At 69.5% G+C, this 25,458-nt stretch carries 27 protein-coding genes, 2 tRNA genes and 1 pseudogene; 18 read left to right on the top strand and 12 right to left on the bottom strand.

What is annotated here, in order from left to right:
* Positions 1-345: 345 nt before the first annotated feature.
* Positions 346-1,027, top strand: a pseudogene (locus Q7L73_RS15065) (SDR family NAD(P)-dependent oxidoreductase).
* A gap of 600 nt (positions 1,028-1,627) precedes the next feature.
* A complete protein-coding gene (locus Q7L73_RS15060) occupies positions 1,628-1,870 on the top strand; it encodes a CDGSH iron-sulfur domain-containing protein (protein WP_304690551.1) in 243 nt (80 codons plus the stop codon).
* On the opposite strand, the gene Q7L73_RS15055 is transcribed toward Q7L73_RS15060, so the two are convergent.
* The gene (locus Q7L73_RS15055; RefSeq protein WP_304690550.1) at positions 1,862-2,905 is read right to left on the bottom strand and encodes an iron-containing redox enzyme family protein; all 1,044 of its coding nucleotides are present in this window, start codon (positions 2,903-2,905) and stop codon (positions 1,862-1,864) included. The two genes, Q7L73_RS15060 and Q7L73_RS15055, sit on opposite strands and share 9 nt — an antisense overlap.
* An 82-nt stretch (positions 2,906-2,987) precedes the next feature.
* On the opposite strand from Q7L73_RS15055, the gene Q7L73_RS15050 reads away from it, so the two are divergent.
* The 4 genes from Q7L73_RS15050 (at position 2,988) to Q7L73_RS15035 (ending at position 7,274) form a co-directional block, all read left to right on the top strand.
* Positions 2,988-4,124: a YbdK family carboxylate-amine ligase gene (locus tag Q7L73_RS15050; RefSeq protein WP_304690549.1), complete on the top strand. Its 1,137-nt coding sequence runs from the start codon at positions 2,988-2,990 to the stop codon at positions 4,122-4,124.
* Positions 4,125-4,163: 39 nt separating this feature from the next.
* On the top strand, positions 4,164-5,702 hold the full coding sequence (locus Q7L73_RS15045; RefSeq protein WP_304690548.1) for an FAD-dependent oxidoreductase: 1,539 nt from the start codon (positions 4,164-4,166) through the stop codon (positions 5,700-5,702).
* A gap of 67 nt (positions 5,703-5,769) precedes the next feature.
* Complete coding sequence (locus Q7L73_RS15040) at positions 5,770-5,955, top strand: hypothetical protein (protein ID WP_304690547.1); 186 nt, start codon at positions 5,770-5,772, stop codon at positions 5,953-5,955.
* 281 nt (positions 5,956-6,236) lie between these two features.
* A complete protein-coding gene (locus Q7L73_RS15035) occupies positions 6,237-7,274 on the top strand; it encodes an NAD-dependent epimerase/dehydratase family protein (RefSeq protein ID WP_304690546.1) in 1,038 nt (345 codons plus the stop codon).
* 540 nt (positions 7,275-7,814) lie between these two features.
* On the opposite strand, the gene Q7L73_RS15030 is transcribed toward Q7L73_RS15035, so the two are convergent.
* The 4 genes from Q7L73_RS15030 to Q7L73_RS15015 form a co-directional block, all read right to left on the bottom strand.
* Positions 7,815-8,048, bottom strand: a complete 234-nt coding sequence (locus Q7L73_RS15030) for a hypothetical protein (RefSeq protein WP_304690545.1) — start codon at positions 8,046-8,048, stop codon at positions 7,815-7,817.
* Between the two features lie 337 nt (positions 8,049-8,385).
* Entirely contained in the window at positions 8,386-8,892 is a 507-nt protein-coding gene (locus tag Q7L73_RS15025; protein ID WP_304690544.1) for a hypothetical protein, read from the bottom strand.
* Complete coding sequence (locus tag Q7L73_RS15020) at positions 8,889-9,167, bottom strand: DUF1778 domain-containing protein (RefSeq protein WP_304690543.1); 279 nt, start codon at positions 9,165-9,167, stop codon at positions 8,889-8,891. The genes Q7L73_RS15025 and Q7L73_RS15020 overlap by 4 nt, the downstream gene beginning before the upstream one ends.
* Before the next feature lie 262 nt (positions 9,168-9,429).
* Positions 9,430-9,498: transfer RNA gene (locus Q7L73_RS15015), tRNA-OTHER, on the bottom strand.
* Positions 9,499-9,645: 147 nt separating this feature from the next.
* Between Q7L73_RS15015 and Q7L73_RS15010 the strand changes: the two genes are divergently transcribed.
* From Q7L73_RS15010 to Q7L73_RS14980, 7 genes are all read left to right on the top strand, one after another.
* Positions 9,646-10,980 (top strand): tyrosine-type recombinase/integrase, encoded by a 1,335-nt coding sequence (locus Q7L73_RS15010; protein ID WP_304690542.1) that lies wholly within the window; start codon positions 9,646-9,648, stop codon positions 10,978-10,980.
* Between the two features lie 72 nt (positions 10,981-11,052).
* Positions 11,053-11,496: a hypothetical protein gene (locus Q7L73_RS15005; RefSeq protein WP_304690541.1), complete on the top strand. Its 444-nt coding sequence runs from the start codon at positions 11,053-11,055 to the stop codon at positions 11,494-11,496.
* Between the two features lie 109 nt (positions 11,497-11,605).
* Positions 11,606-12,148: a hypothetical protein gene (locus Q7L73_RS15000; RefSeq protein WP_304690540.1), complete on the top strand. Its 543-nt coding sequence runs from the start codon at positions 11,606-11,608 to the stop codon at positions 12,146-12,148.
* Positions 12,149-12,222: 74 nt separating this feature from the next.
* Positions 12,223-13,215 (top strand): hypothetical protein, encoded by a 993-nt coding sequence (locus tag Q7L73_RS14995; protein ID WP_304690539.1) that lies wholly within the window; start codon positions 12,223-12,225, stop codon positions 13,213-13,215.
* Entirely contained in the window at positions 13,206-14,813 is a 1,608-nt protein-coding gene (locus Q7L73_RS14990) for a ThiF family adenylyltransferase (protein ID WP_304690538.1), read from the top strand. Before Q7L73_RS14995 ends, Q7L73_RS14990 begins: the two co-directional genes overlap by 10 nt.
* A gap of 8 nt (positions 14,814-14,821) precedes the next feature.
* Entirely contained in the window at positions 14,822-15,289 is a 468-nt protein-coding gene (locus tag Q7L73_RS14985; protein ID WP_304690537.1) for a Mov34/MPN/PAD-1 family protein, read from the top strand.
* Between the two features lie 59 nt (positions 15,290-15,348).
* Positions 15,349-15,573, top strand: coding sequence for a helix-turn-helix domain-containing protein (locus Q7L73_RS14980; protein ID WP_304690536.1), 225 nt, complete (start codon positions 15,349-15,351; stop codon positions 15,571-15,573).
* 10 nt (positions 15,574-15,583) lie between these two features.
* On the opposite strand, the gene Q7L73_RS14975 is transcribed toward Q7L73_RS14980, so the two are convergent.
* The gene (locus Q7L73_RS14975) at positions 15,584-15,997 is read right to left on the bottom strand and encodes a hypothetical protein (RefSeq protein WP_304690535.1); all 414 of its coding nucleotides are present in this window, start codon (positions 15,995-15,997) and stop codon (positions 15,584-15,586) included.
* Positions 15,994-16,251, bottom strand: a complete 258-nt coding sequence (locus Q7L73_RS14970) for a helix-turn-helix domain-containing protein (protein WP_304690534.1) — start codon at positions 16,249-16,251, stop codon at positions 15,994-15,996. Before Q7L73_RS14970 ends, Q7L73_RS14975 begins: the two co-directional genes overlap by 4 nt.
* A gap of 98 nt (positions 16,252-16,349) precedes the next feature.
* Between Q7L73_RS14970 and Q7L73_RS14965 the strand changes: the two genes are divergently transcribed.
* The 3 genes from Q7L73_RS14965 (at position 16,350) to Q7L73_RS14955 (ending at position 17,525) form a co-directional block, all read left to right on the top strand.
* Positions 16,350-16,571 carry a helix-turn-helix domain-containing protein gene (locus Q7L73_RS14965; RefSeq protein WP_304690533.1) on the top strand — a complete coding sequence of 74 codons (222 nt, stop codon included), beginning with the start codon at positions 16,350-16,352 and terminating at the stop codon, positions 16,569-16,571.
* Positions 16,572-16,809: 238 nt separating this feature from the next.
* The gene (locus Q7L73_RS14960; RefSeq protein ID WP_304690532.1) at positions 16,810-17,091 is read left to right on the top strand and encodes a hypothetical protein; all 282 of its coding nucleotides are present in this window, start codon (positions 16,810-16,812) and stop codon (positions 17,089-17,091) included.
* The gene (locus Q7L73_RS14955; RefSeq protein ID WP_304690531.1) at positions 17,088-17,525 is read left to right on the top strand and encodes a helix-turn-helix transcriptional regulator; all 438 of its coding nucleotides are present in this window, start codon (positions 17,088-17,090) and stop codon (positions 17,523-17,525) included. Before Q7L73_RS14960 ends, Q7L73_RS14955 begins: the two co-directional genes overlap by 4 nt.
* A 28-nt stretch (positions 17,526-17,553) precedes the next feature.
* Here Q7L73_RS14955 and Q7L73_RS28750 read toward each other — a convergent pair whose 3' ends face one another.
* On the bottom strand, positions 17,554-17,703 hold the full coding sequence (locus Q7L73_RS28750; RefSeq protein ID WP_370552391.1) for a helix-turn-helix domain-containing protein: 150 nt from the start codon (positions 17,701-17,703) through the stop codon (positions 17,554-17,556).
* Between the two features lie 853 nt (positions 17,704-18,556).
* Positions 18,557-18,630: transfer RNA gene (locus tag Q7L73_RS14950), tRNA-Met, on the bottom strand.
* Between the two features lie 102 nt (positions 18,631-18,732).
* Between Q7L73_RS14950 and Q7L73_RS14945 the strand changes: the two genes are divergently transcribed.
* Complete coding sequence (locus Q7L73_RS14945) at positions 18,733-19,686, top strand: D-glycerate dehydrogenase (protein WP_304690530.1); 954 nt, start codon at positions 18,733-18,735, stop codon at positions 19,684-19,686.
* Positions 19,687-19,693: 7 nt separating this feature from the next.
* Entirely contained in the window at positions 19,694-20,629 is a 936-nt protein-coding gene (locus Q7L73_RS14940) for a Ppx/GppA phosphatase family protein (RefSeq protein WP_304690529.1), read from the top strand.
* Positions 20,630-21,051: 422 nt separating this feature from the next.
* Here the strand turns inward: Q7L73_RS14940 and Q7L73_RS14935 are convergent, their stop codons facing one another.
* The 3 genes from Q7L73_RS14935 to Q7L73_RS14925 form a co-directional block, all read right to left on the bottom strand.
* Positions 21,052-22,701 carry an acetolactate synthase gene (locus Q7L73_RS14935; RefSeq protein ID WP_304690528.1) on the bottom strand — a complete coding sequence of 550 codons (1,650 nt, stop codon included), beginning with the start codon at positions 22,699-22,701 and terminating at the stop codon, positions 21,052-21,054.
* A gap of 348 nt (positions 22,702-23,049) precedes the next feature.
* Positions 23,050-24,672, bottom strand: a complete 1,623-nt coding sequence (locus Q7L73_RS14930; RefSeq protein WP_304690527.1) for an adenylate/guanylate cyclase domain-containing protein — start codon at positions 24,670-24,672, stop codon at positions 23,050-23,052.
* A 98-nt stretch (positions 24,673-24,770) separates the two neighbouring features.
* Complete coding sequence (locus Q7L73_RS14925) at positions 24,771-25,421, bottom strand: DsbA family protein (protein ID WP_304690526.1); 651 nt, start codon at positions 25,419-25,421, stop codon at positions 24,771-24,773.
* Positions 25,422-25,458 lie beyond the last annotated feature (37 nt).

Below are 25,458 nucleotides of genomic sequence, written 5' to 3'. Positions count from 1 at the left end.
GCGGAACAAGTCGGCGCGCGTGTCGCCGGCGACCGCAGCCTCCTGCTCGCGCAACGCGCCGTCACTGTCGAGCGTCTCCAACGAGATCAAATCGGTCAAAGCGTCCTTCACACTAACCCCCTGCGGTTGTGGTTGGAATCCATTTCCGAGAGAGTCGACTGCCCGCGTCACGCGAATTCAGACCAAAAATCTGCCTTTCTAGTTTTTCCGGGCGTGTTGACGCTCGCGACTGCGCAGCTGCGCTCTGCTGACCTGCTGCGCTGCGGATCGTTGCGGACGCGGATGCTGACCCGCGGGTCGACCGCCTGCTGTTTTCGCCGATCGGCGTCGGGCAGTTGAGCGAGCATGGAGACCTCTACTGCAGAACCTCGACCGCTGGCGCTCGTCACGGGCGCATCGAGCGGCATCGGGCGCGAGTTGGCAAAGCAGTTCGCGGCCCATGACTTTGACCTCGTGATCGCCGCCGAGAATGGCCGCCTGGCCGACGCGAAGCGCGAGCTGGAAGCGCTCGGCGCGAGCGTCGACGCTGTCGTCGTCGACCTCACCAGAGATTGTGGACCTCAACGTGCGCTCGACGGTCCATCTCGCAAAGCACGTCGTGCAGTCGATGGAGCCACGCGGCGAGGGGCGGATCCTCTTCACCTCTTCGATCGCCTCGACGATGCCGGGCGCTTTCCAGGCCGTCTACAACGCCTCGAAGTCGTTCGTGCAGTCATTCGCGCTGGCGCTGCGCAACGAGCTGAAGGACAGCGGCGTGACCGTCACCGCGCTGATGCCGGGCCCGACCGACACCGAGTTCTTCGAGCGCGCCCAGATGCTCGACACGAAGGTCGGCTCAGGCGACAAGGACGATCCCGCCGACGTCGCGCGTGACGGCTTCGAGGCACTGATGAACGGCGACGAGCGCGTTGTCAGCGCGTCGCTCAGGACAAAAGCGCAGGCGGCCGCGAGCCGCGTCCTGCCCGACGGTGCGAAGGCGCAGATGCACCGCGGCATGGCCAAGCCCGGCTCCGGTCGCGACGACTGACCTGGCTCAGGCGCAACTGCCGAGCGCGGTCGGCCCCCGCAGCGCGCGCCGCGGTCGACGTGCCGGCGCGCATCGGCGGCGTGGGTGCGGGATCGTCTTCAGACGGCGCTCGGCGGCTCGTGGGTACCTTCCGACGTCGCTGCTCGTCGTTCGGCAAGTGCGAAATGATCGCGCTCCAGTGTCGCCGCAGTCTGCTCCTGTCTCGCGTGTCGGCGTTCGAGTTCCGCGCGCTCGCTGTCGCCTCTCGATTCCCAGAAATCTGCCGCCTGCGCATGCCGTTCGGCAGCGCGCTCGTGAGTCTCCTGCGCGCGTCGGTGTCGCTCGGGGTCAGTCGGCACGCCAACCAGCCTCCCTGACGAGCCCCCGCAGCCCCGCGAGGCTTCCGCGAGCAGCGGCTCGGACCGATCGGGACGAGTGGGGCCATCGTCGTTCTGCGGCGGTCTGCATGTTCGAGCACGTTCCCGTCTCCGCGCCAACATATGCATACGCCTTGGGCGCCGATGTTCCCCGCTGCGGCGTCCTGGCAGGCGCTGCAGACCGTTGGCGGCCAAGGGTTCGCCGCTTGCGTCGAGCTGGGCCGATGCGGGTAGCGAGGCGGGCATGCCGAGGAGAGCGCGCCTCACTCCCTATCGCGACGGTCCGTATCTGCTGCGTGGCGACTTCGAGCTGACCGACCAGGACGGTACGCCGATCGCCGCCGGGCGCAGAACGGTCGCGCTCTGCCGCTGCGGCAAGTCCCAGATCCGGCCGTTCTGCGACGGCACTCATAAGCTGATCGGCTTCAGAGCGGCAGGCGCGGCGGAGCATGGCGACCTGCCGCCGTCGGTCTCGCGCTCAGGGTGAGGCCGGTCGCAGCGAGCTGCCGTCGCGCTCCCAGGCGCCGAGCAGGTGGCGAGCCCACTGCGCCTCCAGCGCGAGCAGGGCGCGCGCGCCCGTCAGGATCTCGGGCGCGAGGTGCGGCTCGGCGGCGGCGAGACCGCCGGCGAGGTCCCAGGCGGCGATGTTCTCGTGGACCGCGTCGGCGGCGACGTGCTCGTCGAAGAAGTCGGTCGCGTCCGCGTCGAAGCCGAGCCGTCGCAGCGCGTTGCCGTAGCGGCGGTTGGGGAGCGAGGAGGTCATCTCGAACGCGGCGAGGTGGCCGACGATCATGCCGCGCAGGCGCCGGTGCAGGCCGCAGAGGGACATCAGGTTGACGGTCGCGAGCGTGATCGCGGGCAGTCGTTCGAGGTAGGCGCCGTACGTCGCGTCGAGGCCGAGGGCGGCCGTCGCCTTCGCGAACAGGACGGCATGGACGCGGGCAGGATCTCCGCCGCCGTACTCGTCGGTCTGGATTTCGACCAGCGCCGCCTTCGGCGCGCCGGACAGGCGCGGGATCGCCCACGAGTGCGGATCCGCTTCCTTGAGCTGGTAGGCGGAGCGGTGGGTCATGAACTCGCGCATCTGCTCGCGGTCGGCGCGCGTCTCGATCCAGCGCGAGAGGGGCGGTCCCTCGTCGGCGGCGACGAGCTCCTGCAGCGCGGCGCCGACCTGCGCCGGGTCGACCGCGCCGTTCCCGCGTCCCGCCGCCGCGCAGACGGCCGCCTCGAACGGGTGCTCGAGCTGGGTGCGGAAGGCGAGCAGAGCGGGATCCCACTCCCAGCCGGGATCGACGCCGCGGATGCCGCTGTAGTGCAGCTCGTAACTGACGTAGAGCGCGAGCTGGACGTCCTCGTCGGTCAGCGGCTGGGCGGAGCAGACGAGCAGCTCGCCGGCGTGTCGCAGCAGCGGCGTCCCCGGCGGTTCGAGCAGCGTGTTGAAGAGGCGTTCGCTGAGCGGGCCGCGCGGTGTCGGCAGCGCGATCTCGCGGGGACCCGGTGGACGCGTGACGGTCGTCGCCATAGTCGGCCAGCTACACGTTCGTCGCACAGCCCAAACCGGCTCGTCGGGTTGAGGCTCGACTGCAACGGTCAGTTCAACGGCGATGACGGCCGACCTCTCCACGCCTCTGGATGCTTTCGCGCTGCGCCGCCGCTTCGACGCAGCCGCCGGGCTCACCGTCGGGGTCGAGGAGGAGACGATGCTGCTCGACCCGGCGACGCACGACCTCGCACCGGTCGCTGGCGCAGTGCTCGCGCGGCTTGGGGGCGATGCGCGCTTCAAGCCGGAGCTGCCCGCCTCCCAGCTCGAAATCGTGACCGTGCCGGTCGCGACCGCCGCCGAGGCGGTCGACCAGCTCGCAGCCGCCCGCCGCGACCTCGTCGCGGCCGCCGACGGTCTCGCGCTGCCGGCTGCCGCGGGCGTCCATCCGACCGCGGCCGTCGAAGGGATCCTCAACTGCGGCGCGCGCTACGAGCTGCTGCAGGCGCAGTACCGCACGATTGCGCGACGCCAGCTCGTCGCCGGCCTCCAGATCCACGTAGCGGTCGGCGGCGCCGACCGCACCCTCGCCGTCCACGACGCGCTGCGCAGCCACCTGCCCGAGCTCGCCGCGCTCGCCGCCAACGCGCCCTTCCACGCCGGCATCGACACCGGCTTGGCGTCGATCCGCCCGACGATCTCGGCGCAGCTGCCGCGGCAGGGCGTGCCGCCGCCGCTGGAGAGCTGGGAGCGGTTCGCGTCCGAGCTGCGCTGGGGCAGCGCCGCAGGCGGCGTGCCGCAGGCGCGCATGTGGTGGTGGGAGCTGCGCCCGCACCCGGCCTTCGGCACGCTCGAGCTGCGGGTGCCGGACGCGCAGACGACGGTCGCCGAGGCCGCCGGCGTGATCGCGCTCACGCAAGCGCTGGTCGCGACCCTCGCCGACCGCTTCGACGCCGGCCAGCCGCTGCCGGTCGCGCCGACGTGGCGGATCGAGGAGAACCGCTGGGCGGCGCTGCGCGACGGCCTCGACGCGACCTTCGCCGACCTCGCGACAGGCGCGCCGGCTCCGGCGCGCGAGCGGATCGCGGCGCTGATCGACGCCGTCGCTCCAGCGGCCGCGCGGCTCGGATCGGCCGCGCAGCTGGAGCAGGCTCGCGCGCTGCTGCGCGACGGCGGCGCCGCCCGTCAGCGCACGATCGCACACGAGCGCGGGGGGATCGTCGCCGTGCCGGGGTGGCTGGCGGAGCGCTTCCTCGCCTGAGCTGCGTCGAGTCCTCAGCAGACGGGTAGCGGGCGGGTCATGGAGACCGCCCACGACTCGATCTGGCTCGCCGACAGCGCCGCCGACCAACTTCCCGCCGCGGTGGAGCCGCCGCAGGAGCTGACCGTCGACGTCGCGGTGATCGGCGGTGGGATCGCGGGGATCACGACCGCGCTGCTGTGCAAGCGCGACGGGGCGCGCGTCGCCGTGATCGAGCGCGGCCGGATCGCCGGCGGCGCGACCGGATTCACGACCGCGAAGGCCAGCGCGCTGCAGCAGACGAAGCTGTCGCAGATCCGCAGGCGTCACGATGCGGATGCGGTCGCCGCCTACGCGACCGCGTCGATCGCCGCGCTCGACTGGATCGAGCGCGAGGTCCGTGAGCGCGCGATCGACTGCGGCTGGGAGCGGCTGCCGGACGTCACATACGCGCTCGACGAACGACAGGTCGAGGCGGTCGAGCAGACCGCTGAGGCCGCGCGCGCTGCCGGGCTGCCGGTGCGCACGACGACCGCGCGCACGGCGCTGCCGCTTCCGTTCGACGTGCCGGCCGCGGTCGTGCTCGACGGTCAGGCGCAGTTTCATCCCGTCCGCTACGTGCGCGCGCTCGCCGCGCAGATCCCCGGCGACGACTGCCACCTGTTCGAGCAGTCCGCGGTCGTCGGGGTCGAGGAGGGCGCGCCGTGCACGGTCACGACCGACGACGGGCGCACGATTCGCGCGAGCGACGTCGTCGTCTGCACCAACTATCCGCTGCTCGACCGCGGGCTCTTCTTCGCGCGCACGGAAGCGGCCCGCTCCTACCTCGTCGCCGCGCGGCTGCGCGACACCGCCGACCTGCCGCGCGCGATGGCGATCAGCGCCGGCGAGCCGACTCGCTCGATCCGCGCGTACCGAGACCAGGACGGAAGCCCGTGGCTGCTGGTCGGCGGCGAAGGGCACCTCGTCGGCGCCGACGAAGCGAGCCCTGCGCGTTACCAGGCGCTGGAGCGGTTTGCGCGCCACCACTGGGATGTCGCCGAGATCCCGTACCGCTGGTCGACGCAAGACGGGATGCCGGTCGACAGCCTGCCGTACGCCGGCCGCTACGCGCCGCGCTCACGCCACCTGTGGGTCAACGCCGGCCACCAGAAGTGGGGGATGACGAACGCGACCGCCGGCGCCCGCGTCGTCGCCGATCTGATCGCCGGCCGCCAGAGCCGCTTCGCCGACCTGCTCGACCCCAACCGCGTCACGGTCAGCGCCGCGCCGAGGCTGGCGAGAGCGCAGCTGTGGGTCGGCGCCCACCTGATCGGCGACCGTCTCACGCCGGCGGAGTCGTCGTCAGCCGAGGAGGTCCCGCCCGGCCAGGCTCGCGTCGTCCGCGCCGGCCTCGGCAAGGCCGGCGTCTACCGCGACGACGCGGGCGAGCCGCACGCCGTCTCGCTGCGCTGCACCCACCTCGGCTGCCTCGTCCACTGGAACGCCGCCGAGCGCAGCTGGGACTGCCCCTGCCACGGCTCCCGCTTCAGCATCGACGGCGAGGTGCTCGCCGGCCCGGCAACGCGCCCGTTGCCGCGACGCGACGACATGGGGTGAGTTCCCACCGGGTAGCGGTCGAAGGGCAGCAACGACATCGACCCGCGACCGGAAAGGGGACCTCGACATGGCATCCACGTCTTCCAAGCGCGTCAAGCACGCGACGACGATCACGAACGGCCGCGTGCGCGGCTACCTGCGCGCGCTCGGCAATCCGATCGCGGACGAGGTCCCCCCGGCCCGTCGCCGTGCTGCAACCGGCACGACGACCGCCGTCCGCGACGCGCTGCGAAAGCAGGCACGGAGCGCTTGAGCGGCGCTCGGTCGGCTCGTCGGCCGCGTCGCTCGCCAGGCCTCGGCTGGTCTGCTCGTTCCCGCGACAGCTCGACCAGGCCCCGCACGCCTACGAGATCTTCCAGCAGAAGCAGGACGGCTGCTTCAAGGTCGTGCTCGAGCCCTGGCGTCAGGCTCGCCGCGGAGCCAGCGGTCGTCGCGCTCGTCGGCCGGCGCGGCGCGCTCATGCTGACGCAGGCCGTCGGCGGGAAGGGCTGGGGGTCGTGTTTCGCCCCCTGTGTGCCGGGCAGCTTGCCGCGCATGCGAATCGCCATCACCGGAGCGACCGGCAACGTCGGCACGAGCGTGCTCGCCGCACTCGCGCAAGAGCCGGCGATCGACGAGATCGTCGCGATCGCGCGACGGCCGGCGCAGCAGCTCGATCCGCGCGTGCGGTTCCACGTCGCCGACGTCTCGCGCGACGACCTGACTCCCGTGCTGCGCGGCGTCGACGCGGTGATCCACCTCGCCTGGCAGATCCAGCCCGGCCGTGACGAGGACGTCACACGCGCCACCAACGTCGACGGCACGCGCAGACTGCTCGAGGCGATCGCCGCCGCCGGCGTCGACACGCTCGTCTACGCCTCCTCCGTCGGCGCGTACTCGCCTGGACCGAAGGATCGCCGCGTCAGCGAATCATGGCCGACCGACGGCATCCAGAGCTCCTTCTACTCGCGGCACAAGGCGGCGGTCGAGCGGCTGCTGGACCGCTTCGAGCAGGAGCAGCCGCAGGTGCGCGTCGTTCGGCTGCGACCCGGCCTGATCTTCAAGCGCGCTGCGGCGACGGGAATCCGGCGGCTGTTCATCGGGCCGTTGCTGCCGCCGCAACTGATCCGCAGAGAGCTGATCCCGGTCGTGCCCGACGTCGCCCGCCTGCGCTTCCAGGCGGTCCACTCGCGCGACGTCGGCGACGCCTACCGGCTGGCGCTGCTCGATGACGACGCGCGCGGCGCTTTCAACATCGCCGCCGAGCCGGCGATCGATCCGCCGCTGCTGGCGGAGCTGCTCGGCGCGCGGCTCGTCCCGCTGCGCGGCGGCGTGCTCCGGGCGCTCGCCGACGTCTCATGGCGGCTGCGGTTGCAGCCGTCGTCGCCCGGCTGGATCGACCTCGCGCTCGGCGTCCCGCTGCTCGACACGACGCGCGCCCGCGAGCAGCTCGGATGGACGCCCCGGCACACTGCGACCGAGGCGCTGATGGAGCTGCTCGACGGGCTGCGTACCCGTGCCGACGCACAGACGCCGCCGCTCGCACACAGCGGCTCGGCGCTGGGCGCGACGGCGACCGGCGCCGCCGCCTGAGCGCCTCACGCGCTCCCTGCATCGCGATTCCGTCTTCCATACCGGACAACGACGCGAGATCGACTGGTCGACGGCGACCGTCTCTGACGGCGAGCTGTCGGTCGACCGGACGGGCGCGTCGTCCAAGCGCTGGAGCGCCCGTGCAGAAGCGGTGCTGGTCCAGCTCCAGCATGCCGGCGGCGGCTGGGAGGGCGTCACGTTCAAAGAAGCACCGAATCGTCGTCGCGCGGGTCGACGCGGAGGCCTCGGGCGACCTGCGGCACTTCGTCGAGAGCATCGTGCAGGAGGCCAACGCGACGATCGCGTCATGGATCGCCGGCCAGCCGTCGCCCTCGCCCTGCGACTCGGAGGCGACCCCCTCCAGCACCTGCTCGTCGACGACGCGGAAGCTGACGGTCTCGACGCCGCCGCGCTCCAGCTCAGCGCGCACGACCGACAGCAGCAGCTCCGTGTTCGACGGCGCCGACTATCTTCTGAGCGTGCAGTTCAGCAGCGCCGCTCTCATCTGCGCTCGCCGGCCGAGCAGCCTTCAGGGGCGCGTCAGCTGGAGTGGCTCGCCTTCCCGCCCTTGCGTCCGGCAGCCGCCTTCTGCGCCTTGGTCCCACCCTGTCTCGTGGCGTTGCGTCTCATGCCGCTGCCCGACGCCTCGCCGCCGCGTCTCGATGCACCAGGCGAGTTCGCGATCCGCGCGGCCCGCGCCTTGCTCATGCCCTTTCTGCGCAAGCCCTCGTACTGCTCGTCGTTCTTCACGCTCGGTCCGTGATCTCTGGCCATCGCGCACGCTCCTCGGTCGATCGGGGCTACCGCCGCTGAGCTACCCGCAGTCATGCCTCCCGCAACTGGGCGCTGGCACTGACAATCGGCACCGTCGGCCGCATCTACGGCGTCGGCGGCGGCTCGCTGCTGGCACCGCTGCTGCTCGCACTCGGCTTCAGCGCCTACGAAACCGGCCTCATCGCCTGCCTCCTCGCCGCCCGCTACATCCAGCTCGCGACGACGGCCGATCGCAGCTCCTCGCGCGCCGTGATCACCGCGCCCGCCGTCGCGGTCACCGCAGCGACCTGACGGCGGCGAGCTGCTGCCGCTGACGTGCGTGGGCCAGGTCGAACCCTCACGGCCATTCCAGCTCGAGCGCGTTCGTGATCGAGCTGAGCTTTGCGACGAGGCGATGCGGGTTACGCGGCGTGGGGGTGAAGTCGTGTGCGGCGTAGAACGCGGCGGCGTCGTCGTCGATCGCGTCGACGATGACGAGCCGGCCGCCGGCGGAGCGAGCGGCGGTGACGATCGTGGTGAGCGCGTGGACGAGCAGCTCGGCGCCGAGGTCCTGGCCGTGGAGGCGGCGGTCGAGCGCGAGCTTGGCGAGCAGGATCGCCGGGATCCGCGCCGGCGCGCCGCGGCCGATCCGTCTCGGCGCCTCGTCGCGTGCGAGCAGGTGCGGCGCGATCGAGAAGAAGCCGATGACGGCGCCAGAGCCGGAGTCGAGCAGCAGGTAGGTGCGAGTGCCTTGGCCGGTCGCGGTGCGAGCGTGGGCGCGGAGCCAGTCGTCAAGGACGGGCTGGCCCGAGTCGAAGCCGTCGAGGTCGTGCTCGGCGGCGAGCGGCGTCAGCCGGTAGCTCACGCCGCCGAGATGCGCTTGCGGCCTCTGGCCGCTCTCGCCGCGCGTGCGAGTCGAGGCATCTCATCGACCTCGTCAAGCGACGCCGCGAGGCGATCGAAGTAGGCGGCCGGAACGACCGTCGTCACCTGCTCGACGACCACCGCCTCAGCACGCTCCAGCGCTGCGAGCACCAGAAACGACGAGACCGACTCGCCGGCAAGCGCGGCAGCCTGCTCGATCTGACGACGCTGCTCGCCGGTCAGCCGCGCCTCGACTCGCTCCACTTTGGTGGCCATGCATCGATCATACCGTACATTTGTACGGCGCCATGCACCCCTGTACGGCGCCATGCACCCCTGGTCGAACGAGACCGGGCTACGCGTCAAGCCGCGCGGCCAGCCGCGCAAGCTCGACACGGATCGCTCTGGCGTTCGACGTGAACGTCGCCTACGACAAGCCCAACCGGACGCTCACGCTTGCCGCCACGATCGCACCGGAGCTGACCCCAGAAAAACAAAAACCCCGACCATCGAAGGGACCGGTCGGGGAATTCGTATATAGCGGGGGCGGGATTCGAACCCGCGACCTTCGGGTTATGAGCCCGAAGCATCGCCGCTGAACCCCGCCTTCTCTGCGGTTCTCGAAGTGGCCATCGTCAGCAGTCATCGGCGATCTGCCTCGTTTGGTACTCGCGCTGGTACTCGCTGGCATGCTGGTACTCGTGGCTGATTCCCGTGGTACTCGCGGCGCTCGGGCGGTGTAGCCTGACGATCTATGAGCGCCGTCGTGCCAGCGATCGTGATCGCCTTCTCGCAGCAGAGCGAGACTGCCTTCTACGAGGCGAAGTGGCGCGACCGCGACGGCCGCCAGGTGAAGCGCCGGCTCGGGCGCGCGTGGGTCGAGAGGGGCGTGAACGGCGCCGGCTGGCGCAGACGTCGCGGCCGGACGCCGGCCGGCTGGCTCGATGAGCGCACTGTCCACGTCGCCGCGGCCGAGCTGGTCGAGCGCGTCGAGCAGGAGCGAGCCGAGGATGCTGCGGCGCGTGCGCGCGCCACCGCGGTCACTTTCCGCCGCGTCGCGCACGAGTGGCTCGAGTGGCGGCGGGAAGTCAAGGGCGGCGCGCCGTCGACGCTGCGCGACAACGAGGCGCTGCTGCGCGAGCCGGGCGCGCCGCACAAGCGCGGCGCCGGCGTCTCGCCGGGTCGGATCATGGCCCGCTTCGGCGACGTGCCGCCGGCGGCGGTCACGACCCGCGACGTGTCGAGATTCCTGCGCGAGCTGGACAGATCCGGGATCGCCCCGAAGACGGTCAACAAGTACCGCGAGCTGCTGCACGCGATCTTCAACTACGCGATGCGCTCCGACACCTACGGCGACCTCCTCAGACGCAACCCGGTGACTGAGACCGACAAGCGCCGCCAGCCGCCGCCGGCCCCGCTCGACCACTACGAGCGCGACGAGATCGAGGCGCTCGTGCGCGTGTGCGAGCAAGGTCGCCATCGCGCCCCGCGCCACTACAGAGGTCGTCCCGTCGTCGAGAGCCCGGACGAGCAGGCAGCCCAGGCCGCCGAGGACCGCCAGGACGCGGCGGCGTTCGCGCTGATGTTCTACTCGGGCCTGCGCCTCGGCGAGCTGCTCGCGCTGCGCTGGAGAAGCGTCCGCTTCCTCGCCGATCTCAGCGGCGCGATCGTCACCGTCGACAGAGCCGTGAGCGCCGGCATCGAGAAGCCGCCCAAGTCCGGCCGCCCCCGCGACGTCCCCGTCGCCCGCCCTGCAGCTGAGGCAGTCGCCCGCCTCGGCCAGCGCCCGGAGTTCACCTCACCCGACGACTACGTCTTCTGCAACCGCTTCGGCGACCGGCTCGACGGCTCAGCCCTGCGCCGCGGCTACAAGCGCGCCGCCGCAGCCGCCGACCTCCGCCCCATCCGCCTCCACGGCCTCCGCCACGCCGCCGGCTCCGATCTCGCCCGCAACGGCGTCCCCCTCATCACCATCCGCGACTTCTACGGCCACGCCAGCCTGACGACCACCAACCGCTACCTCCACTCCAAGCTCGACGAGGACGCGGTCGCGGCGATGAATGCGGCACATGGCATCGGTTCCAGGTGAACGAGACAACCGTGCCGAAGGCCACTTTGCAGCATGTTTAGATCCGTCCGCCGCGCCAGAGAACATAACTCTGTGGATGACGCCGATCTCACGCTCACAGAGTCGCTGCGCCAAGAGTACGACCAGATGCTTCTCCGGCTCGAGCGGGGGCGCGAGCGCGCTACCCGGCTTCGGGTGCTGGCCGAACTCGCAGCTGACCAAGTCGAGTCCGACGAACGTCTCCTTCGATCGCTCGCGGAAGCGCTCGGCATCTCCCCCCAGGCCACGATCGACCACCTCGACGGCGCACTTCGTGGACAGCGGCTCCGAGAGATTGCCGTTGACGTCTTCGCCAAGCATCACCGCCCAGGCGACGCCATTCACTACCGCGACTGGTTCGAACTGCTTTTGCAGGAAAACTTCACCGTCGCCGGCCGAGACCCGCTCGCGACATTTCTCGCGCAGATCAGCCGCTCTGAGGCGGTAGAAGCCGTCGGCAGACGTACGGGCCGCTACCGGCTCCTCGCTGCGGCATAGTCGCAGTCTTCTGGCCAAGGGCCGCCCCACTCACTAATACGTCCCAAATGGGGTGGAGCTTTTCCGTCCGGAGCGTTGCCTATACCTACAGCCCGTGAGCTGTATGTACATGTTCTACGAGGCATTTCTGGCGATTCCTTCCCCCAGTGACTGGGCACCAGCCGTCGGTGCAGCGGCGATCGCCGGGACCGCGGCCGTCGCCAGCACCGTCGCCGCGACCATTCGCGGACCTCGTGAACGACGCCGGGCGCTGTACAGCGACGCATTTCGCGACGCCCTCGCGTGGCAGGAATGCCTGTATCGGATTCGTCGCCGCGACAACAGTGCCGAGCAGCAGAACGATCTGATCGAGCGGATGCACGATCTCCAAGAACGCATCAACCACCACCGTGCTTGGCTTGCCTCCGAGTCCGTCTACCTCGCCCGTAGCTACTGCACCCTTGTCGACCATGTGAAACGTGAATGCTTGCCTCTCATCAGTTCGGCGTGGCAGACGCCGGGTCAAGCGCCTTCGTCCGCCACACATGGCATCAAGGCTCATCCCAGAGACATCAACGCGGCGGCGTCGCGCTTCCTGACCGATGTGCGCCTCCACCTCCGGTCGTCCTTGGTCATCCCATCCATCGTCCTCTACTTCAGGAACAGGAAATGAAGGTCGCAATCACAGTTACGTCGATCAGCCTCAGACCCCCCGAGGGGTGGAGGTAACCCGAAAGGCTTTATCGCATGGTGTGCTCAGCACAATTCAGAACATTCGTTTCCAAGCTCCAACTTAGCGACAGACAAGTCGGACGCATCGAAAGTGCGGCGAGCGGTCTCACCTCTGCTCTCGCGAAGCACTTCGAGATTCCCGAGCGAAATATCTTTCTTCAAGGCTCCTTCGCCAACGGCTCGGCCGTCAAGCCCGCGCCGAGTCGCGGAGGCGAGTACGACGTAGACCTTGTCGTCAACGGACCTTTCCAGGACCTCACTCCCGCTGACGCCCTCAGCAAGATGCGCAGAGCACTGCGTTCGTGCGGGTACGGCGAACACATCAAGCGCGATCATTCGGGTGAGCGGCCGTGCGTCCGTCTCGAGTATGCCGCCGATAGCGAGACCGTCGCGTTCCACGTGGATGTCGTCCCAGCCCGCCCCTACTGGCTGCTGACCGTGGCGCCGCTCGAAGTTCCGAAGCCTGCGGCCGGCGACTGGAAGGCGACCGCGCCCGCCGAGTACACGAGATGGGCCAGAAGACAGGGTGCCGCGTACATCCGCGTCGTGCAGATCCTCAAGCGCTGGCGTGACGAGAACCAGAGTGCCCGTTCTGCGGTCAAGAGCATCACGCTGCAGGTGATGATCGCGAATCACATCAACGCCGAGACGACAGGCACCTACAGCAGCGACGCCGCCCGAGTCGTCGCAGCCCTCCGCGGCGTCAGCAACGACCTCGCTTTCTACCCGCTGAGCGCACCGACTGTTGGGAACCCGGTGCTAGAAGACGAGAACCTCGCGGCATCTTGGCCAGACGCGGACTATCAGCGTTTTCGGAGAGTCGTGGAGAACGCCGCTGAAGCTGCAGAGAAGGCCGAGGCGGAGAACACCACATCTGCCAGCACGAAGTTGTGGAGCAGACTGCTGGGGTCTGATTTCCCCGTTGTCGAGGAGCAGCAGGCAAGCCTTCCCGTGCCGGCGGTCGGTCCGCGTACGTCCCAAGAGGCACCACGCAGCCAGTGGGCCTGAACGACGTTCGAGACAGGCTCGAAGTGCGGCTCGCCGAGGAGCGAGCCGCACTCGCAGCTGCAGGAATCGAGATCCTGAGCGAACATGTCGCTGTCGGACTGACAGTCTGGACCTGCGAGATGGAGCACGATCTCGATCCAGTTGAGATCACGATCAGCATCGGGGACGGATTTCCTTGGCTCCCGCCCGAAATCAGCTCACCCGCGCCATTCCTGCAGCGTCATCAGGTTCCGAGCAGAGATGGCAGCTTCTGTCTCGATCGTACGGATGCGCCATGGTGGAGCCCCCAGCGCACAATAGTGGAGCTGCTCGAACACCTTCAAGGCCTCCTTGACGCAGATACCGCAGGAGCCTCGCGCGTCGATGAAGCGGATATGGCGGAGCCTGCGTCCGCGTACCTCTCTGAGCCCGGGTTTCCCGTCATGTTGCTTCCTGCGACGTTGCTTCGGGCAACGCTCGGAGCCGAAGCAGGCAGGTTGCGCTTGCACCACCTCAGCGGCAGACGTGATCGTTGGCTCGTCACCGCAGTCACAGCTAAGGGCGTGAAGCTGGATGTCGCCACAGAAGCCCGCCCCTCGTGGATTCACCTTGACAAGCAGAGCAGCGTCGATGTTGCATGGTCCGACCTGGGGACTGTCCGAGACCTGAACGGAATCCGGCGTGCGGAACGACATCTCCTTGCCGTTGCCTCCCGCCAGCGAGTGCCAAGAAAGCGTGACCGAGCGCGACAGCGTTGGCATGCGATCACATATCTCGAAGAGGGTCCGACGAGAAATCAGACCCGTCGCGCGTGGTCGTTCGCACGCCTTGATGGTGTCGCGTTGCAGTTCGCATCGACCCAGGCGCTCTCCATGGTGGAGCGCAGCGCTCGCCGGCGAGGGCTCGTCGAGCTGGGCGACGCCCGCGTGACGATCTTTGGAGCCGGGAGCGTCGGCTCCATGGTCGCGATGCAGCTGGCGCAGGCAGGTGTTCGACTCATGAACCTGGTTGACCACGATCGCTACGACGTCAACAATGGCGTCCGGCACGTTCTCCCCGCCGACTACTTCGGCGAGAAGAAAGCGAGCGCGACCGCGGCCTTCATCAATGCCCACCAGCCGTTCTGTAGCGCCAAGGCACATGAGATTCTGGTCGGAGGCGTTCCCGGATCAGTCGATGCAGCGGCTGACCTCATCCGCGAGTCAGACCTGGTTGTTGACTCGACCGGAGAAGTCCTTGTCGGCCGCCTTCTGGGCGATCTCTCGGCTCAGGTCGGCGTTCCGATCCTGCGCTGCGCGCTGCTCGAACAGGGCAGATACGGATACGTGTTCGTCCGCGGTCCGACGACCGGCGACCTTGATCAGTTTCTCGACCTTCCAGAGTTGCCCGACCGGAGCGAGGAGACCTCATCGAACTACACGCCATACTCGTGCTCTCATCCCGCTGTGTCGTGTGCACCCTTTCAGCCAGCAGAACTCGCGATCCGCGCAGTTCGCATCGCCGCCGGAGTGCTGTCGACGACGCCCTCTCAGCAGTTTGCCCATGACTGGCTTATCGTGAGACTCGATTACTCGGGCGATGTACAACTCGGATCCCTTCCGCGCGAGCACGACCTCTAGCTCACTCATTGCCAGTCTGGATACGGAGATCAGCGCGAGCAGCGATCTTGCGCGAAGCTCGGAGGCAACCTGCGCTGGAAACAGGCGGAGCGCTGTTCGGATACCTCGCGGCGGAAGGCGTGGTCGTTGTTCGTTGCGGTGTAGCGGCTGGAAGAAGCACTCGCAGAGCTTTTCGGTTCGTGCCCGATCCGTACGACTTGCAACGACAGATCGACCGCGTCATCGCAGAGAGCAGCGGCGAGAATTACCTGGTCGGCGAATGGCACACCCATCCCTCCGGGGCACCCCATCTCAGCGGAACGGACACGTCTAGCCTTCGAGACATAGCCCACAACCACGCGGTCGGTATCGAACGTCCGGCCGCAATTGTTGTCGCTCCGACACTCGTACGGCGCTCACGCCTGGGAATTGGCGCGTTCGTGTGGGATCCCGGAGTCAACAAACCGAAGGCGCAGCGGGTCATCGTCGTCGACTGACCAAGTGATGAGGCCTATCAGCTCTAGAGCTGATAAGCCTCATTCAGCAGGATCCGGCGATGTCTTCCCGCGAGCCGGTGCAGCTCCTTGCCGCGAACGTGCGCCGGCTGCGCGCCGAGCGCGGCCTGACACAGGAGCAGATCGCCAACGCTGCTGGCCTTGCGTTGTCCGATGTTGGGCGCATCGAGCGCGGCGAACGAGATCCCGGCGTGCGCGTATTGGCGAAGCTGGCGCACGGCCTTGGCGTCGAGGTCGAGGATCTCGTCCGACGCCAGCCCGACTAGACCCAGCCGGCTATCGCCATCTAGCGTCGGTGGCGTCTATCTGCTCGAACTCGTCGAGGAGTTCCTCGATCGCCGCGCCGCGCTGCTCGATCGACATCAGCATCAGCTTGCCGGCGTCCGCGCGAACGAGATCGGCACCGAGCGCGGCCGTCGCGCGCACCAGCGCGACGTAGGCCAGCCGCGCGAGAATCCACCCTGGGCCGACGACCGTGAACGTGTCGCCGATCGCGTCCCGCGGCGAGTCCAACTGCCTGATCGCGTCGTCAAGTTGCGCGGCCAGCAGTTCGTTGCACCGCACCATGACGGTTCCAGTACCGCCGGCTCTAACCCGCACCCCGATCGGGACCTCGACCTCGTAGAGCCAGTTCGCGTCTTCGAGACGTCGGCTGCGATCGACTGCCCGGACCGTAAGTCGCGACGTCATCGCCGCATCCGATCACGCGGGGGCGCCTTCTCATAGCGCGCCACGACTTCCGAGAGCGGCATCTCTAACCCGCCAGCGACCTTAAGCAGGACGCGAAACGTCGGGTTGATCTCCCCGCGCTCGATCGCCCCAACGTAGTTGCGATGCAGCCGAGCGGCGCGCCCGAGCTTCTCCTGGGACAGCTCGCGCTCGGCACGCAAGACGCGGACCGCCCATCCCAGTCTGGCGCTGTCCGGCCCTTTGGCGATGCCCATTCGTTCCCCCTTACATGGCGACCTTCGACCGATCACTCGGTCGGCGATAAGGCTTATTAGCTCTAGAGCCTATCGGCCTTATCGGCTGAGGTCGAGTCGTGCCCCGCCAAGGACCGGTCGAACGCCTCGCAACCAACGTCAGAACGACCCGCGCCGAGCGCGGCCTGACGCAGGAGCACGTCGCCAATGCGGCCGGCCTCTCGCTCTCCGATGTCGGACGCATCGAACGCGGCGAACGCGACCCAGGCATTCGCGTCCTCGCCAAGCTCGCCAGAGGACTTGGCGTGACCGTCGAAAAACTCGTGCGCGGGGTCAAGTAGAGGAGCGCACTCCAGCGGAGGAGATGAGACGCCTTGCTCCTTCTTCCCGGTTGTACCAACACAACGCTAGAATTGTGTTGTGATCCCTAACTTCGACACACGAGGGAACCTGCCTGCCGGAGTCCACGCCGCGAGCTGGCCGGAGATCACGGACCGCTTCGGCGTCACAAGCCATCGTCAGCGTCTCCTGGACGGCCTACTCGACGCACTCCGGTCGCTGAGAAGTGCCGGATGCCGTATGGCATATCTCGACGGGAGCTTCGTCACGTCCAAGGAGCACCCCGGCGACTTCGACGCCTGCTGGGAAGTCGCCGGCGTAGATGCCTCGCGCCTCGATCGCGAGCTGCTCGACTTCAGCGATCTCCGCGCCGCGCAAAAGCAGCGGTACGGAGGCGAGCTGTTCCCGGCGGAGACGGCCGCGGAGCCGGCAGGGACCACGTTCCTCGACTTCTTCCAACGCGACCGCGACAGCGGCCAGTCCAAGGGGATCATCGCCATCGACCTGGGAGACCTCCCGTGATCACGAACGAACGCCAGTACCGCATCACCAAGGCCGAACTCGAGCGCTTCGAGCGCGACGCCACCACTCACTCGACTCGCGAGCCCAGCACAGGGGTGGACCCGCTCATCCACGCCGCGATGGGCAACGCCCTCACCAGCCAGGCCGACGAGCTGCGCGCCCAACTCCATCGCTACGAGCAGCTTCGCGACGGACACGTCACTGGCCGCGACCTCGACTCGCTGCGCGACCTCCCGACCGCACTGATCGAAGCACGCATCGCCGCCCGACTCACTCAACGCGCGCTCGCCGAGCGCCTTGGCGTCGCGGAGCAGCAGATCCAGCGCTGGGAGGCGACCGCCTACACCAGCGTCGGCCTCGACCGCCTCCAAGACGTCGCCGACGCACTCGGCACCCAGATCCACGAGACGATCATCTACAGCAACGCCGCATAGCCCGGCGCGGCGTGCGCCCACGCGGCTCTCACGAGCCACGCAACCGTTCCTCGACGCTCGCGCGCAAGAACCGTACCGTCCGCCCCAGCCGCGCCGACGGCAGCTCGCGGCGGCGAGCCAACTCGTAGACCGTCGACACCGGCATCCCCAACACCTCAGCGACCTCCGCAGCCGTCATCACGTCCTCCCGTGTGATCGGCCGTCGACCTCGTCCGTCCCGTCCAACTTCGGGCGTCCAATCCATGCCGCCCACTCCTTGATATCCAGGCGCGCCCAGTACGCCCCTCTACCTGTCTATCCAGTTCAGACCCCCGATTGTGCGAACAACTTTTCGTCTAGATCCGACCGCCCGATGTGCTTTGGCCTCGCTTTCCACCCCATCCCCCTTGGCCTCCTCCTGACATCGCTCCTGCTGCTTGAGCCCAAACTGCTCCTGCTCCTGCACCCGTTCCGATCTTCCATGTCTCCGACTTGCTCCGTGCTCCCGACCTGTCTCCCGTCCCACCGAACCCACCTCATCTTCATGTGGTTGGTCGAGGAAGGACGGGCGATCTCGTCGGGGAGCACGGAGCAAGTCCCGAATCTCACAGCCGAATCTCTTGGATTCGGGTGCTGATTTGGGTCAGAGTTTCGGGTGCCGCCCACGGCGACTTGCTCGCTCCGCTTTCCTGATTCAAGATGCAGCATGCGCTCCGACCTGGCTGCGATCAACGCCGCTCTGCAACGCGAACTCCGGAGACGAAGACTCAGAGAAGTTGCCGCGGTCCCCGCAGCCAGATGGCTCGACGCCGCCGGGATCCTCAGAGACAGCAGATCCCGACCGGGACTGCCACTGCGCAACCGACTCCGTGCCGGACAGATCGACGGCTCCGACCAGCGGCCCCCTCGAAAGTACGGCCGCTGGTTCATACAGCGGACCCGCTCGTAGCCTGAGCCGTTTGGTACTCCCGGCTGGTACTCCCGCCCAACCGAGCCGCCAGCCAACCCGCCCCAGAACGACGAAAGCCGCCTGGCGAGAGGCGGCTTTCGTATAGCGGGGGCGGGATTCGAACCCGCGACCTTCGGGTTATGAGCCCGACGAGCTACCAGACTGCTCCACCCCGCGGCGGACTAGAGATTCTAGCGCAATCGGATTTGAGAAGCCGTGCGGTGGCGCGCGGGGCTCCGCGCGGTCAGACGCGCGCGTGCGCGCGTAGGATGCGGGCGCATGGGACAGGTCTTCGTCACGCGGCGCTTTCCGGGCGACGCGCTCCAGCGGCTCAGCGATGCCGGCCATGCGGTCGACGTGTGGGACGGGGCGGATCCGCCGACCGCGGAGCAGCTGGCGGAGCGGGCGGCGGAGGCTGACGCGCTCGGCTGCACGCTGACCGACCGGGTCGACGGCGCGCTGCTGGACCGCTGCCCGCGGCTGAGAACGGTCGCCAACTACGGGGTCGGCTACGACAACGTCGACGTCGCCGCCTGCAGTGCGCGCGGCGTGGCGGTGTCGAACACGCCGGACGTGCTCACCGACGCGACCGCAGACCTCGCCTTCGCGCTGCTGCTGGCGGCCGCGCGGCGGCTGCCGGAGACGCGGCAGGTCGTGCTCGACGGCAGATGGGGCACGTGGGAGCCGGGCGAGTACCTCGGCCATGACGTCGGCGGGGCGACGCTCGGTATCGTCGGCGCCGGGCGGATCGGCGAGGCGGTCGCGCGGCGCGGCGCGGGCTTCGGCATGACCGTGCTCAGAACGACCAGCCGCGGCGGCACGCCGCTGGAGGAGCTGCTCGAGCGCTCCGACTTCGTCTCGCTGCACGTGCCGCTCAACGACTCGACCCGCCACCTGATCGACAGAGACGCGCTCGCCCGCATGAAGCCGACGGCGATCCTCGTCAACACCGCGCGCGGCCCGGTCGTCGACACCGCGGCGCTGACGGCCGCGCTGCACGCCGGCGAGATCGGCGGCGCCGCGCTCGACGTCACCGACCCGGAGCCGCTGCCGGCCGACCATCCGCTGCTGCAGGCGCCGAACGTGCTGGTGCTGCCGCACATCGGCTCGGCCACCACGCGCACGCGCTCGCGGATGACCGCGATCGTCGCCGACAACCTGCTCGCGGGCCTCGCCGGCGAGCTGCTGCCGCAAGCCGTCCCGGCCCCGCGCGACGCGCCGGCCGCCCACTGACCACCCCATGCGGCTCGGCGTCGTCGACATCGGCACCAACTCGACGCGGCTGCTGATCGCCGACGTCGACCCTGCCAGCGGCCGCATCGCCGAGCGCGACCGCCGCTCGCAGGTGACCCATCTCGGCGCTGGCGTCGACGCCAGCGGCCGCCTCTCCGACGCGGCGATGGAGCGCGTCTTCGCGACGCTCGACGCGTACCGGGCGGCGCTCGACGCCGAGCAGGTGCCGGCCGACGGCCGCATCGCCGTCCTCACCAGCGCCGTCCGCGACGCCGCCAACGGCGCCGATTTCACGCAGGCGGTGCGCGACCGCTACGGCCTCGACGCGCACACGATCGCCGGCGAGCGCGAGGCGCGGCTGACCTTTCTCGGCGCGACCCACGGCCGCGACCCGCAGGACCGCACGCCGCTGCTCGTGTTCGACATCGGCGGCGGCTCGACCGAGCTGGTCGTCGGCCACCACGGCCAGGTCGACTTCTTCGTCTCGACGCAGCTCGGCGTCGTGCGCCAGAGCGAGCGCCACCTGCGCGGCGACCCGCCGCGGCCGAGCGAGCTGCAGGCGCTCGCCGACGACGTCCGCTCGATCCTGCACGCGCAGATCCCGGTCGCGGTGCGTGACGCGGCCAGGCACGCGATCGGCGTCGCCGGAACCGCGACCTCGCTGGCGGCGATCGCACAGCGGCTGGAGCCGTACGACCCGGCCCGCGTGCACGGCTACGTGATCTCATCCGGCGAGGCGGAGCTGCAGCTCGCGCGCCTCGCGCAGCTGCCGCTGGAACAGCGCCGTGCGGTGCCCGGCCTCCACCCCGATCGCGCCCCGACGATCGTCGCCGGCGTCGTGATCCTGATCGAAGTGCTTCGTTTCTTCGAAATCAGGCGGGTTGAAGTCTCAGAGCACGATATTCTGCATGGAGCGCTGCTTGAGCGGGCGCGTGCCAGCTGACGCGGGCATTCGGTTTCCCCTACCCGACAACGTCCAGCACAGAACTACGTATGGACGGATGTTCGATTGTTTGAGTGCAAACCACTCGGGCAATATCGGCCTGTCGGGCAACGGGTTCGTGCAAGCGAGTCGTTCGCCCGACCCATAGGTCCAGGCGAAGCCGTTTCTACGGCGCCTCCCGCCGTCTGGACCACCTAAAGGCCCTTTCAAGGCACGTACCCCTGCCCGTCCTGATGGGGCCACTTCGAGGAAACCGTCCGCACGATGCGGGCGGTTTCCTCTTTTTTGGGTACGCCTTCGTATCGCGTTTCTCAGAAAAACCCCAGCAAAACCGCCGAAAACGCGCTAAATCGATTCACCAGCAAGCCGGCGAGTCGCGTCCGCGCGTGGCGCCGAGCGCGAGCGCGGCGCCGAGCACGCGGCTACGCGAGGTTGCTCTTGCGCGGATAGACGACCGTCGGGTCGGTCAGCGCGTTGACGAGCGCCGGAACGCCAGCTGAGAAGGCCCGCTCCAGCGCCGGCTTCAGCTGCTCGGGCCGCTCGACCAGCTCGCCGTGGCCGCCGAGCGCTCTGACGACCTCGTCGTAGCGCGTCGCGGGCCGCAGCTCGGCCGCGACCGAGTAGCCGTAGAGGAACTCCATCGGGTGCTTCTCCAGCGCCCAGATGCCGTTGTTGCCCATCACGCCGACGACGTCGACGCCGTGGCGGGCGAGCGTGTCGAACTCCATCCCCGAGAAGCCGAAGGCGCCGTCGCCGAGCAGCAGCACGACCTGCTTCTCCGGTCTCGCCAGCTTCGCCGCGAGCGCGTAGCCGGGGCCGGTGCCGAGGCAGCCGAACGGCCCCGGATCGAGCCAGCAGCCGGGCTCGTAGGAGTCGACGACGCGGCCCGCGTAGGAGACGAAGTCGCCGCCGTCGCAGACGATGATCGCGTCGCGGTCGATCACGTCGGCGATGCCCTGGTAGACGCGCATCGGGTGCAGCGGCGCGCGCTCGTCGCCCAGCTCGGCCGCCTCGGCCGCGCGCTTCTCGACCTCGACCGCGCGCAGCTGCTCACGCCAGGCGGTCCGGTCCGGGCCGCCGGCGGCCGCGCTGCGCAGCGCGTCGAGCGTCGCCGGCAGCGCGCCGTACAGCTCCGCCGCGACCGTGCGCGGGTGCTCTCGTATCGGCTCCGCGACGTCGATCGCGATCAGCTCGGTGTCGGCGCCGAACGACTCGCCGAAGCCGAGCCGGAAGTCCATCGGCACGCCGATCACGAGCGCGACGTCGGCGCCCTTCAGCGCCGCCCCGCGCGCCCGCGAGAAGAACAGCTCGTGGTCGGCCGGCACGCAGCCGCGCGCGAGGCCGTTGAGGAAGACCGGGATCCCGAGCTGCTCGACGAGCGCTCTCAGCGACTCCTCGCCGTGGCCCCAGTAGAGGTTCGTGCCGGCCATGATCACCGGCCGCTCGGCCTGCGCCAGCAGCGCGCCGGCACGCTCGATCGCGTTCCCGTCGGCGCCGGCGCCGCGCCACGGCTGCGCCAGCGTCGCGCTGCTGTCCGGCTCTTCCGCCTCGCTGAAGACGTGGTCCATCGGGAAGTCGAGGAAGGTCGGCCCGGAGTGCGGCGCCATCGCGACGGCGAGCGCCTCGTCGACCAGGCCGGGGATCTCGGCGGTGCCGTCGGGCGTCGCGGCGAGCTTCGTCAACGGCCGCACGAACGGCACGTGGTCGATCTCCTGCAGCGAGCCGCGGCCCCAGCGCAGCGCCGGCGCGCGGCCGCCGAGCACGAGCACGGGCGAGTTGTTGGACTGCGCAGAGGCGATCGCGCTGATCGCGTTGGTGACGCCGGGGCCGGCGGTGACGGCGGCGACGCCGGGTGTGCGCGTCACCTTCGCCCAGCCCTCGGCGGCGAACGCCGCGGCCTGCTCGTGGCGCACGTCGACGATGTCGATGCCCTCGGCACGGCAGCCGTCGTAGATCGGGAAGATGTGGCCGCCCGAGAGCGTGAAGAGCTTCGTGACGCCATGGGCCTTGAGGCGGCGGGCGATCAGCCGGCCCCCGTGCAGCCGCGTCTCCTGCTGCGTGTCCGTTGACATGGAGCCGACTCTATTGCGACTGACGCCGCGATGTTCCGGTACGGAGGTATGTGCCGCTTTGGACAACTTTTGCAGGCTGTATGAGCAGCGTATGACACCGATCCCCGGGGTTGCACCTCGCAAGCGGAGCGCGCAATATCACACCAGGACGTAGGAGATGGCACGACCTCCCACGATCCCGACATATGGCCGGACGAGCCGACCGACCTCGGCGCCTCCCAACGTCCGGCCGCGCGACGCACCGCTCCGGACGGGCATGGACCCCCGACCTCGCCCGTCCCCCAAGGAGCCGTCGACAGGAAAGGGCCCGGAAGGATTCCGGGCTCTTTCCGCGTCTTCAGGCCGTCGTCACGTCCTCGGCGTCGTGAACTCTTCGGTCCGACCGGTTGAACCGGATGGCGCGGGCGGCTCCTCGGCGCCGCGCTCGGTGCCGTCGGGCGAGCCGCCCGCGGTCGCGCTGACCGCCTTCGGCGCCCACAGCTGAACTCTCTGCGTCTTGCCCTTGAGCGGGACCGCGGGGCGGTTCTCGAAGCGCCCGTGGTCGCGTCTCAGCAGCCGCCGCGTCGCCTCCGTCACGAGCACCGTGTCGCCGGTCAGGCGCGTCACCTGCTCGACCCGGTCGACCGTGTTGACCGCGTCGCCGATGACGGTGAACTCGACGTGGCCGCCGCCGCCGATCGTGCCGGCGATGACGGTGCCCGAGTTGACCCCGATGCCGACCTTCAGCTCGTCGCCGTAGCGGTCGCGGACCGCGACGGCGACCTGCAGCGCGGCGGCGACGCCGCGGTCGGCGTGGTCGGGCAGCGGCTCGGGCGCGCCGAAGATCGCCAGCAGGCCGTCGCCGACGTACTTGTCGGCACGGCCGCCGTGACGCTCGATGATCGGCACGACGACGCCGTAGAACTCGTTGAGGAAGTCGACGACGCGGCGCGGCGTCGATCCCTCGGCCTTCTGCGTGAAGTCGCGGATGTCGAGCGCGACGACGGTGACGACCTGCTCCTTGCCGTCGAGGTGGGTGCCGTCGCGCAGCACCATCTCGGCGACGTCGGGGCCGACGTAGGCGTCGAACGCCTCATGCAGCCGCTCGCGCTCGGAGAGGCCGGCGACCATGTCGTTGAAGGAGCGCGCGAGGCGGCCGGTCTCGTCGGTCGAGACGACCGGCACGCGCGTCGACAGGTCGCCGCGGCCGACCCGCTCGGTCGCCGCCCGCAGCTGGTCGATCGGGTCGAAGATCGAGCGCGACAGCAGGATCGTCAGCTCGACCGAGATGACGAAGGCGACCGTCACCGCGATCACGACCGCCGGGCCGAGGTCGTCGAGCCGCGCGCCGTGGCGGTTCATCTCGATGCCGGCGACGATCACGCCCGTGAGGATGTTGATCGCCGGCAGGCCGATCAGCAGCCGCCTGCGCAGCGAGACGCCGGCACGGCCGGGGTCGAAGTCGTCGGGCATGTGCAGCGCGACGTCCTCCAGCACCGGCCGCAGCAGCGACTCGAGGAAGAAGAAGCGCAGCACCGCGCCGTACAGCAGCGTCAGCAGCATCCCCATCAGGATCGCCAGCGCGGAATACGGCTTGAGGTCGAGCTGGAGCGTCGCGAAGACGGCGAACGGCACGATCACGAGCGCGATCGGGACGGTCGGCACGCGGCGCGTGTAGTCGGACGGCAGCGACGCGAGCGCGCGCCACGCAGCCGCCGTCGCGGTGCGGTCGCGCGCTCCGGCCAGCCAAGCTCCGACCGGCCGCAGCAGCCGCCGCGCGAGCATCGTCGAGCTCACGTTGTCGAGCGCCACCAGCAGCTCTGCGACCACCAGCAGCAGCAGGAAGGTGCTGTTGCTCATCGGCTGGTACAGCCGCAGCAGCACGATGCCGCCGAGCGCCAGCAGGTGGGCGATCTGGAACTGGAGGACGACGACAGTCAGCGGATAGCGCCGGCCGAGTCGGCGATAGGCGTATCGCAGTACCCGGTCCATCCCACCAGGGATTGTGACAGCGCGAGGCTCAGATCCGAACCCTCGGCGATGAGGAACCGCTCAGACGCAGGCCTCAGAACGCCGCCGCGCCACGTCGATCAGGACCCCGGTCCCGCGGTGACGACCGCCGGCAGCGCAAAGATGGCTGCTGTGACGCCATGTTCGCCGCAGAAGAGGCCACCGTCGTGACGGACCGCCGGCAGCGTCGTGCCGCCGTCGACCCAGAGCGCGCGGCCGGCCGTCTCGAGCTCGCGATCGCGGCGCGGATCGTCGGCCGCGTCGAGCGTGTCGTCGACGTCGAGCCCCGCCGCCGCGGCCGCCTCGGCGAGCATCCGCGGGTCCTCGACGTCGAAGCCGCCGCAGAAGGCGAGCCGGCCGACGGCGATCGCGAACGCCTGCGCCCGCCCGCGCTCGGCCGCGAAGGTCGCCGCCCGCATCGCATGCGGGACCTGCGCCGGGAAGCGCTCGGGCCACACCAGCGGCATGTGCAGCTCGCGTGCGCGCCGCTCGACGGCCCGCAGCGCGTGCAGGTCGACCTCGCCCGCGCCCGGCGCCTCCGCGAGCAGCGGGCTGACGGCCAGATGCCGCCCGCTCGTCGCCGGCCGCCAGCGCGCGTCGCAGAAGCGACGGTCGAGCCGCTCGGCCGCGAGGTAGGTGTACGGGCAGGCGAGATCGAAGAAGAACGTCACGCCCGCTGCCCGATCGCGTGCGCCCTGGCGTCGCCGCACGAACTGGATCACCTCGCCCATCTCACCGCACCTCCTGCTCCTGCCGGTCCCACTTTCG

This window comes from Conexibacter sp. CPCC 205762, assembly GCF_030646155.1.
GTDB lineage: Bacteria > Actinomycetota > Thermoleophilia > Solirubrobacterales > Solirubrobacteraceae > Conexibacter.
This window is presented reverse-complemented; position numbering and strand designations above follow the sequence as displayed.

What these genes read in the sequence shown, in the direction of transcription:
- Q7L73_RS15060 (WP_304690551.1), top strand. Translation starts at nt 1,628, where the DNA reads ATGCCGAGGAGAGCGCGCCTCACTCCCTATCGCGACGGTCCGTATCTG.
- Q7L73_RS15055 (WP_304690550.1), bottom strand. Translation starts at nt 2,905, where the DNA reads ATGGCGACGACCGTCACGCGTCCACCGGGTCCCCGCGAGATCGCGCTG.
- Q7L73_RS15050 (WP_304690549.1), top strand. Translation starts at nt 2,988, where the DNA reads ATGACGGCCGACCTCTCCACGCCTCTGGATGCTTTCGCGCTGCGCCGC.
- Q7L73_RS15045 (WP_304690548.1), top strand. Translation starts at nt 4,164, where the DNA reads ATGGAGACCGCCCACGACTCGATCTGGCTCGCCGACAGCGCCGCCGAC.
- Q7L73_RS15040 (WP_304690547.1), top strand. Translation starts at nt 5,770, where the DNA reads ATGGCATCCACGTCTTCCAAGCGCGTCAAGCACGCGACGACGATCACG.
- Q7L73_RS15035 (WP_304690546.1), top strand. Translation starts at nt 6,237, where the DNA reads ATGCGAATCGCCATCACCGGAGCGACCGGCAACGTCGGCACGAGCGTG.
- Q7L73_RS15030 (WP_304690545.1), bottom strand. Translation starts at nt 8,048, where the DNA reads ATGGCCAGAGATCACGGACCGAGCGTGAAGAACGACGAGCAGTACGAG.
- Q7L73_RS15020 (WP_304690543.1), bottom strand. Translation starts at nt 9,167, where the DNA reads ATGGCCACCAAAGTGGAGCGAGTCGAGGCGCGGCTGACCGGCGAGCAG.
- Q7L73_RS15010 (WP_304690542.1), top strand. Translation starts at nt 9,646, where the DNA reads ATGAGCGCCGTCGTGCCAGCGATCGTGATCGCCTTCTCGCAGCAGAGC.
- Q7L73_RS15000 (WP_304690540.1), top strand. Translation starts at nt 11,606, where the DNA reads ATGTTCTACGAGGCATTTCTGGCGATTCCTTCCCCCAGTGACTGGGCA.
- Q7L73_RS14995 (WP_304690539.1), top strand. Translation starts at nt 12,223, where the DNA reads ATGGTGTGCTCAGCACAATTCAGAACATTCGTTTCCAAGCTCCAACTT.
- Q7L73_RS14980 (WP_304690536.1), top strand. Translation starts at nt 15,349, where the DNA reads ATGTCTTCCCGCGAGCCGGTGCAGCTCCTTGCCGCGAACGTGCGCCGG.
- Q7L73_RS14975 (WP_304690535.1), bottom strand. Translation starts at nt 15,997, where the DNA reads ATGACGTCGCGACTTACGGTCCGGGCAGTCGATCGCAGCCGACGTCTC.
- Q7L73_RS14970 (WP_304690534.1), bottom strand. Translation starts at nt 16,251, where the DNA reads ATGGGCATCGCCAAAGGGCCGGACAGCGCCAGACTGGGATGGGCGGTC.
- Q7L73_RS14960 (WP_304690532.1), top strand. Translation starts at nt 16,810, where the DNA reads ATGGCATATCTCGACGGGAGCTTCGTCACGTCCAAGGAGCACCCCGGC.
- Q7L73_RS28750 (WP_370552391.1), bottom strand. Translation starts at nt 17,703, where the DNA reads ATGACGGCTGCGGAGGTCGCTGAGGTGTTGGGGATGCCGGTGTCGACG.
- Q7L73_RS14945 (WP_304690530.1), top strand. Translation starts at nt 18,733, where the DNA reads ATGGGACAGGTCTTCGTCACGCGGCGCTTTCCGGGCGACGCGCTCCAG.
- Q7L73_RS14940 (WP_304690529.1), top strand. Translation starts at nt 19,694, where the DNA reads ATGCGGCTCGGCGTCGTCGACATCGGCACCAACTCGACGCGGCTGCTG.
- Q7L73_RS14935 (WP_304690528.1), bottom strand. Translation starts at nt 22,701, where the DNA reads ATGTCAACGGACACGCAGCAGGAGACGCGGCTGCACGGGGGCCGGCTG.
- Q7L73_RS14930 (WP_304690527.1), bottom strand. Translation starts at nt 24,672, where the DNA reads ATGGACCGGGTACTGCGATACGCCTATCGCCGACTCGGCCGGCGCTAT.
- Q7L73_RS14925 (WP_304690526.1), bottom strand. Translation starts at nt 25,421, where the DNA reads ATGGGCGAGGTGATCCAGTTCGTGCGGCGACGCCAGGGCGCACGCGAT.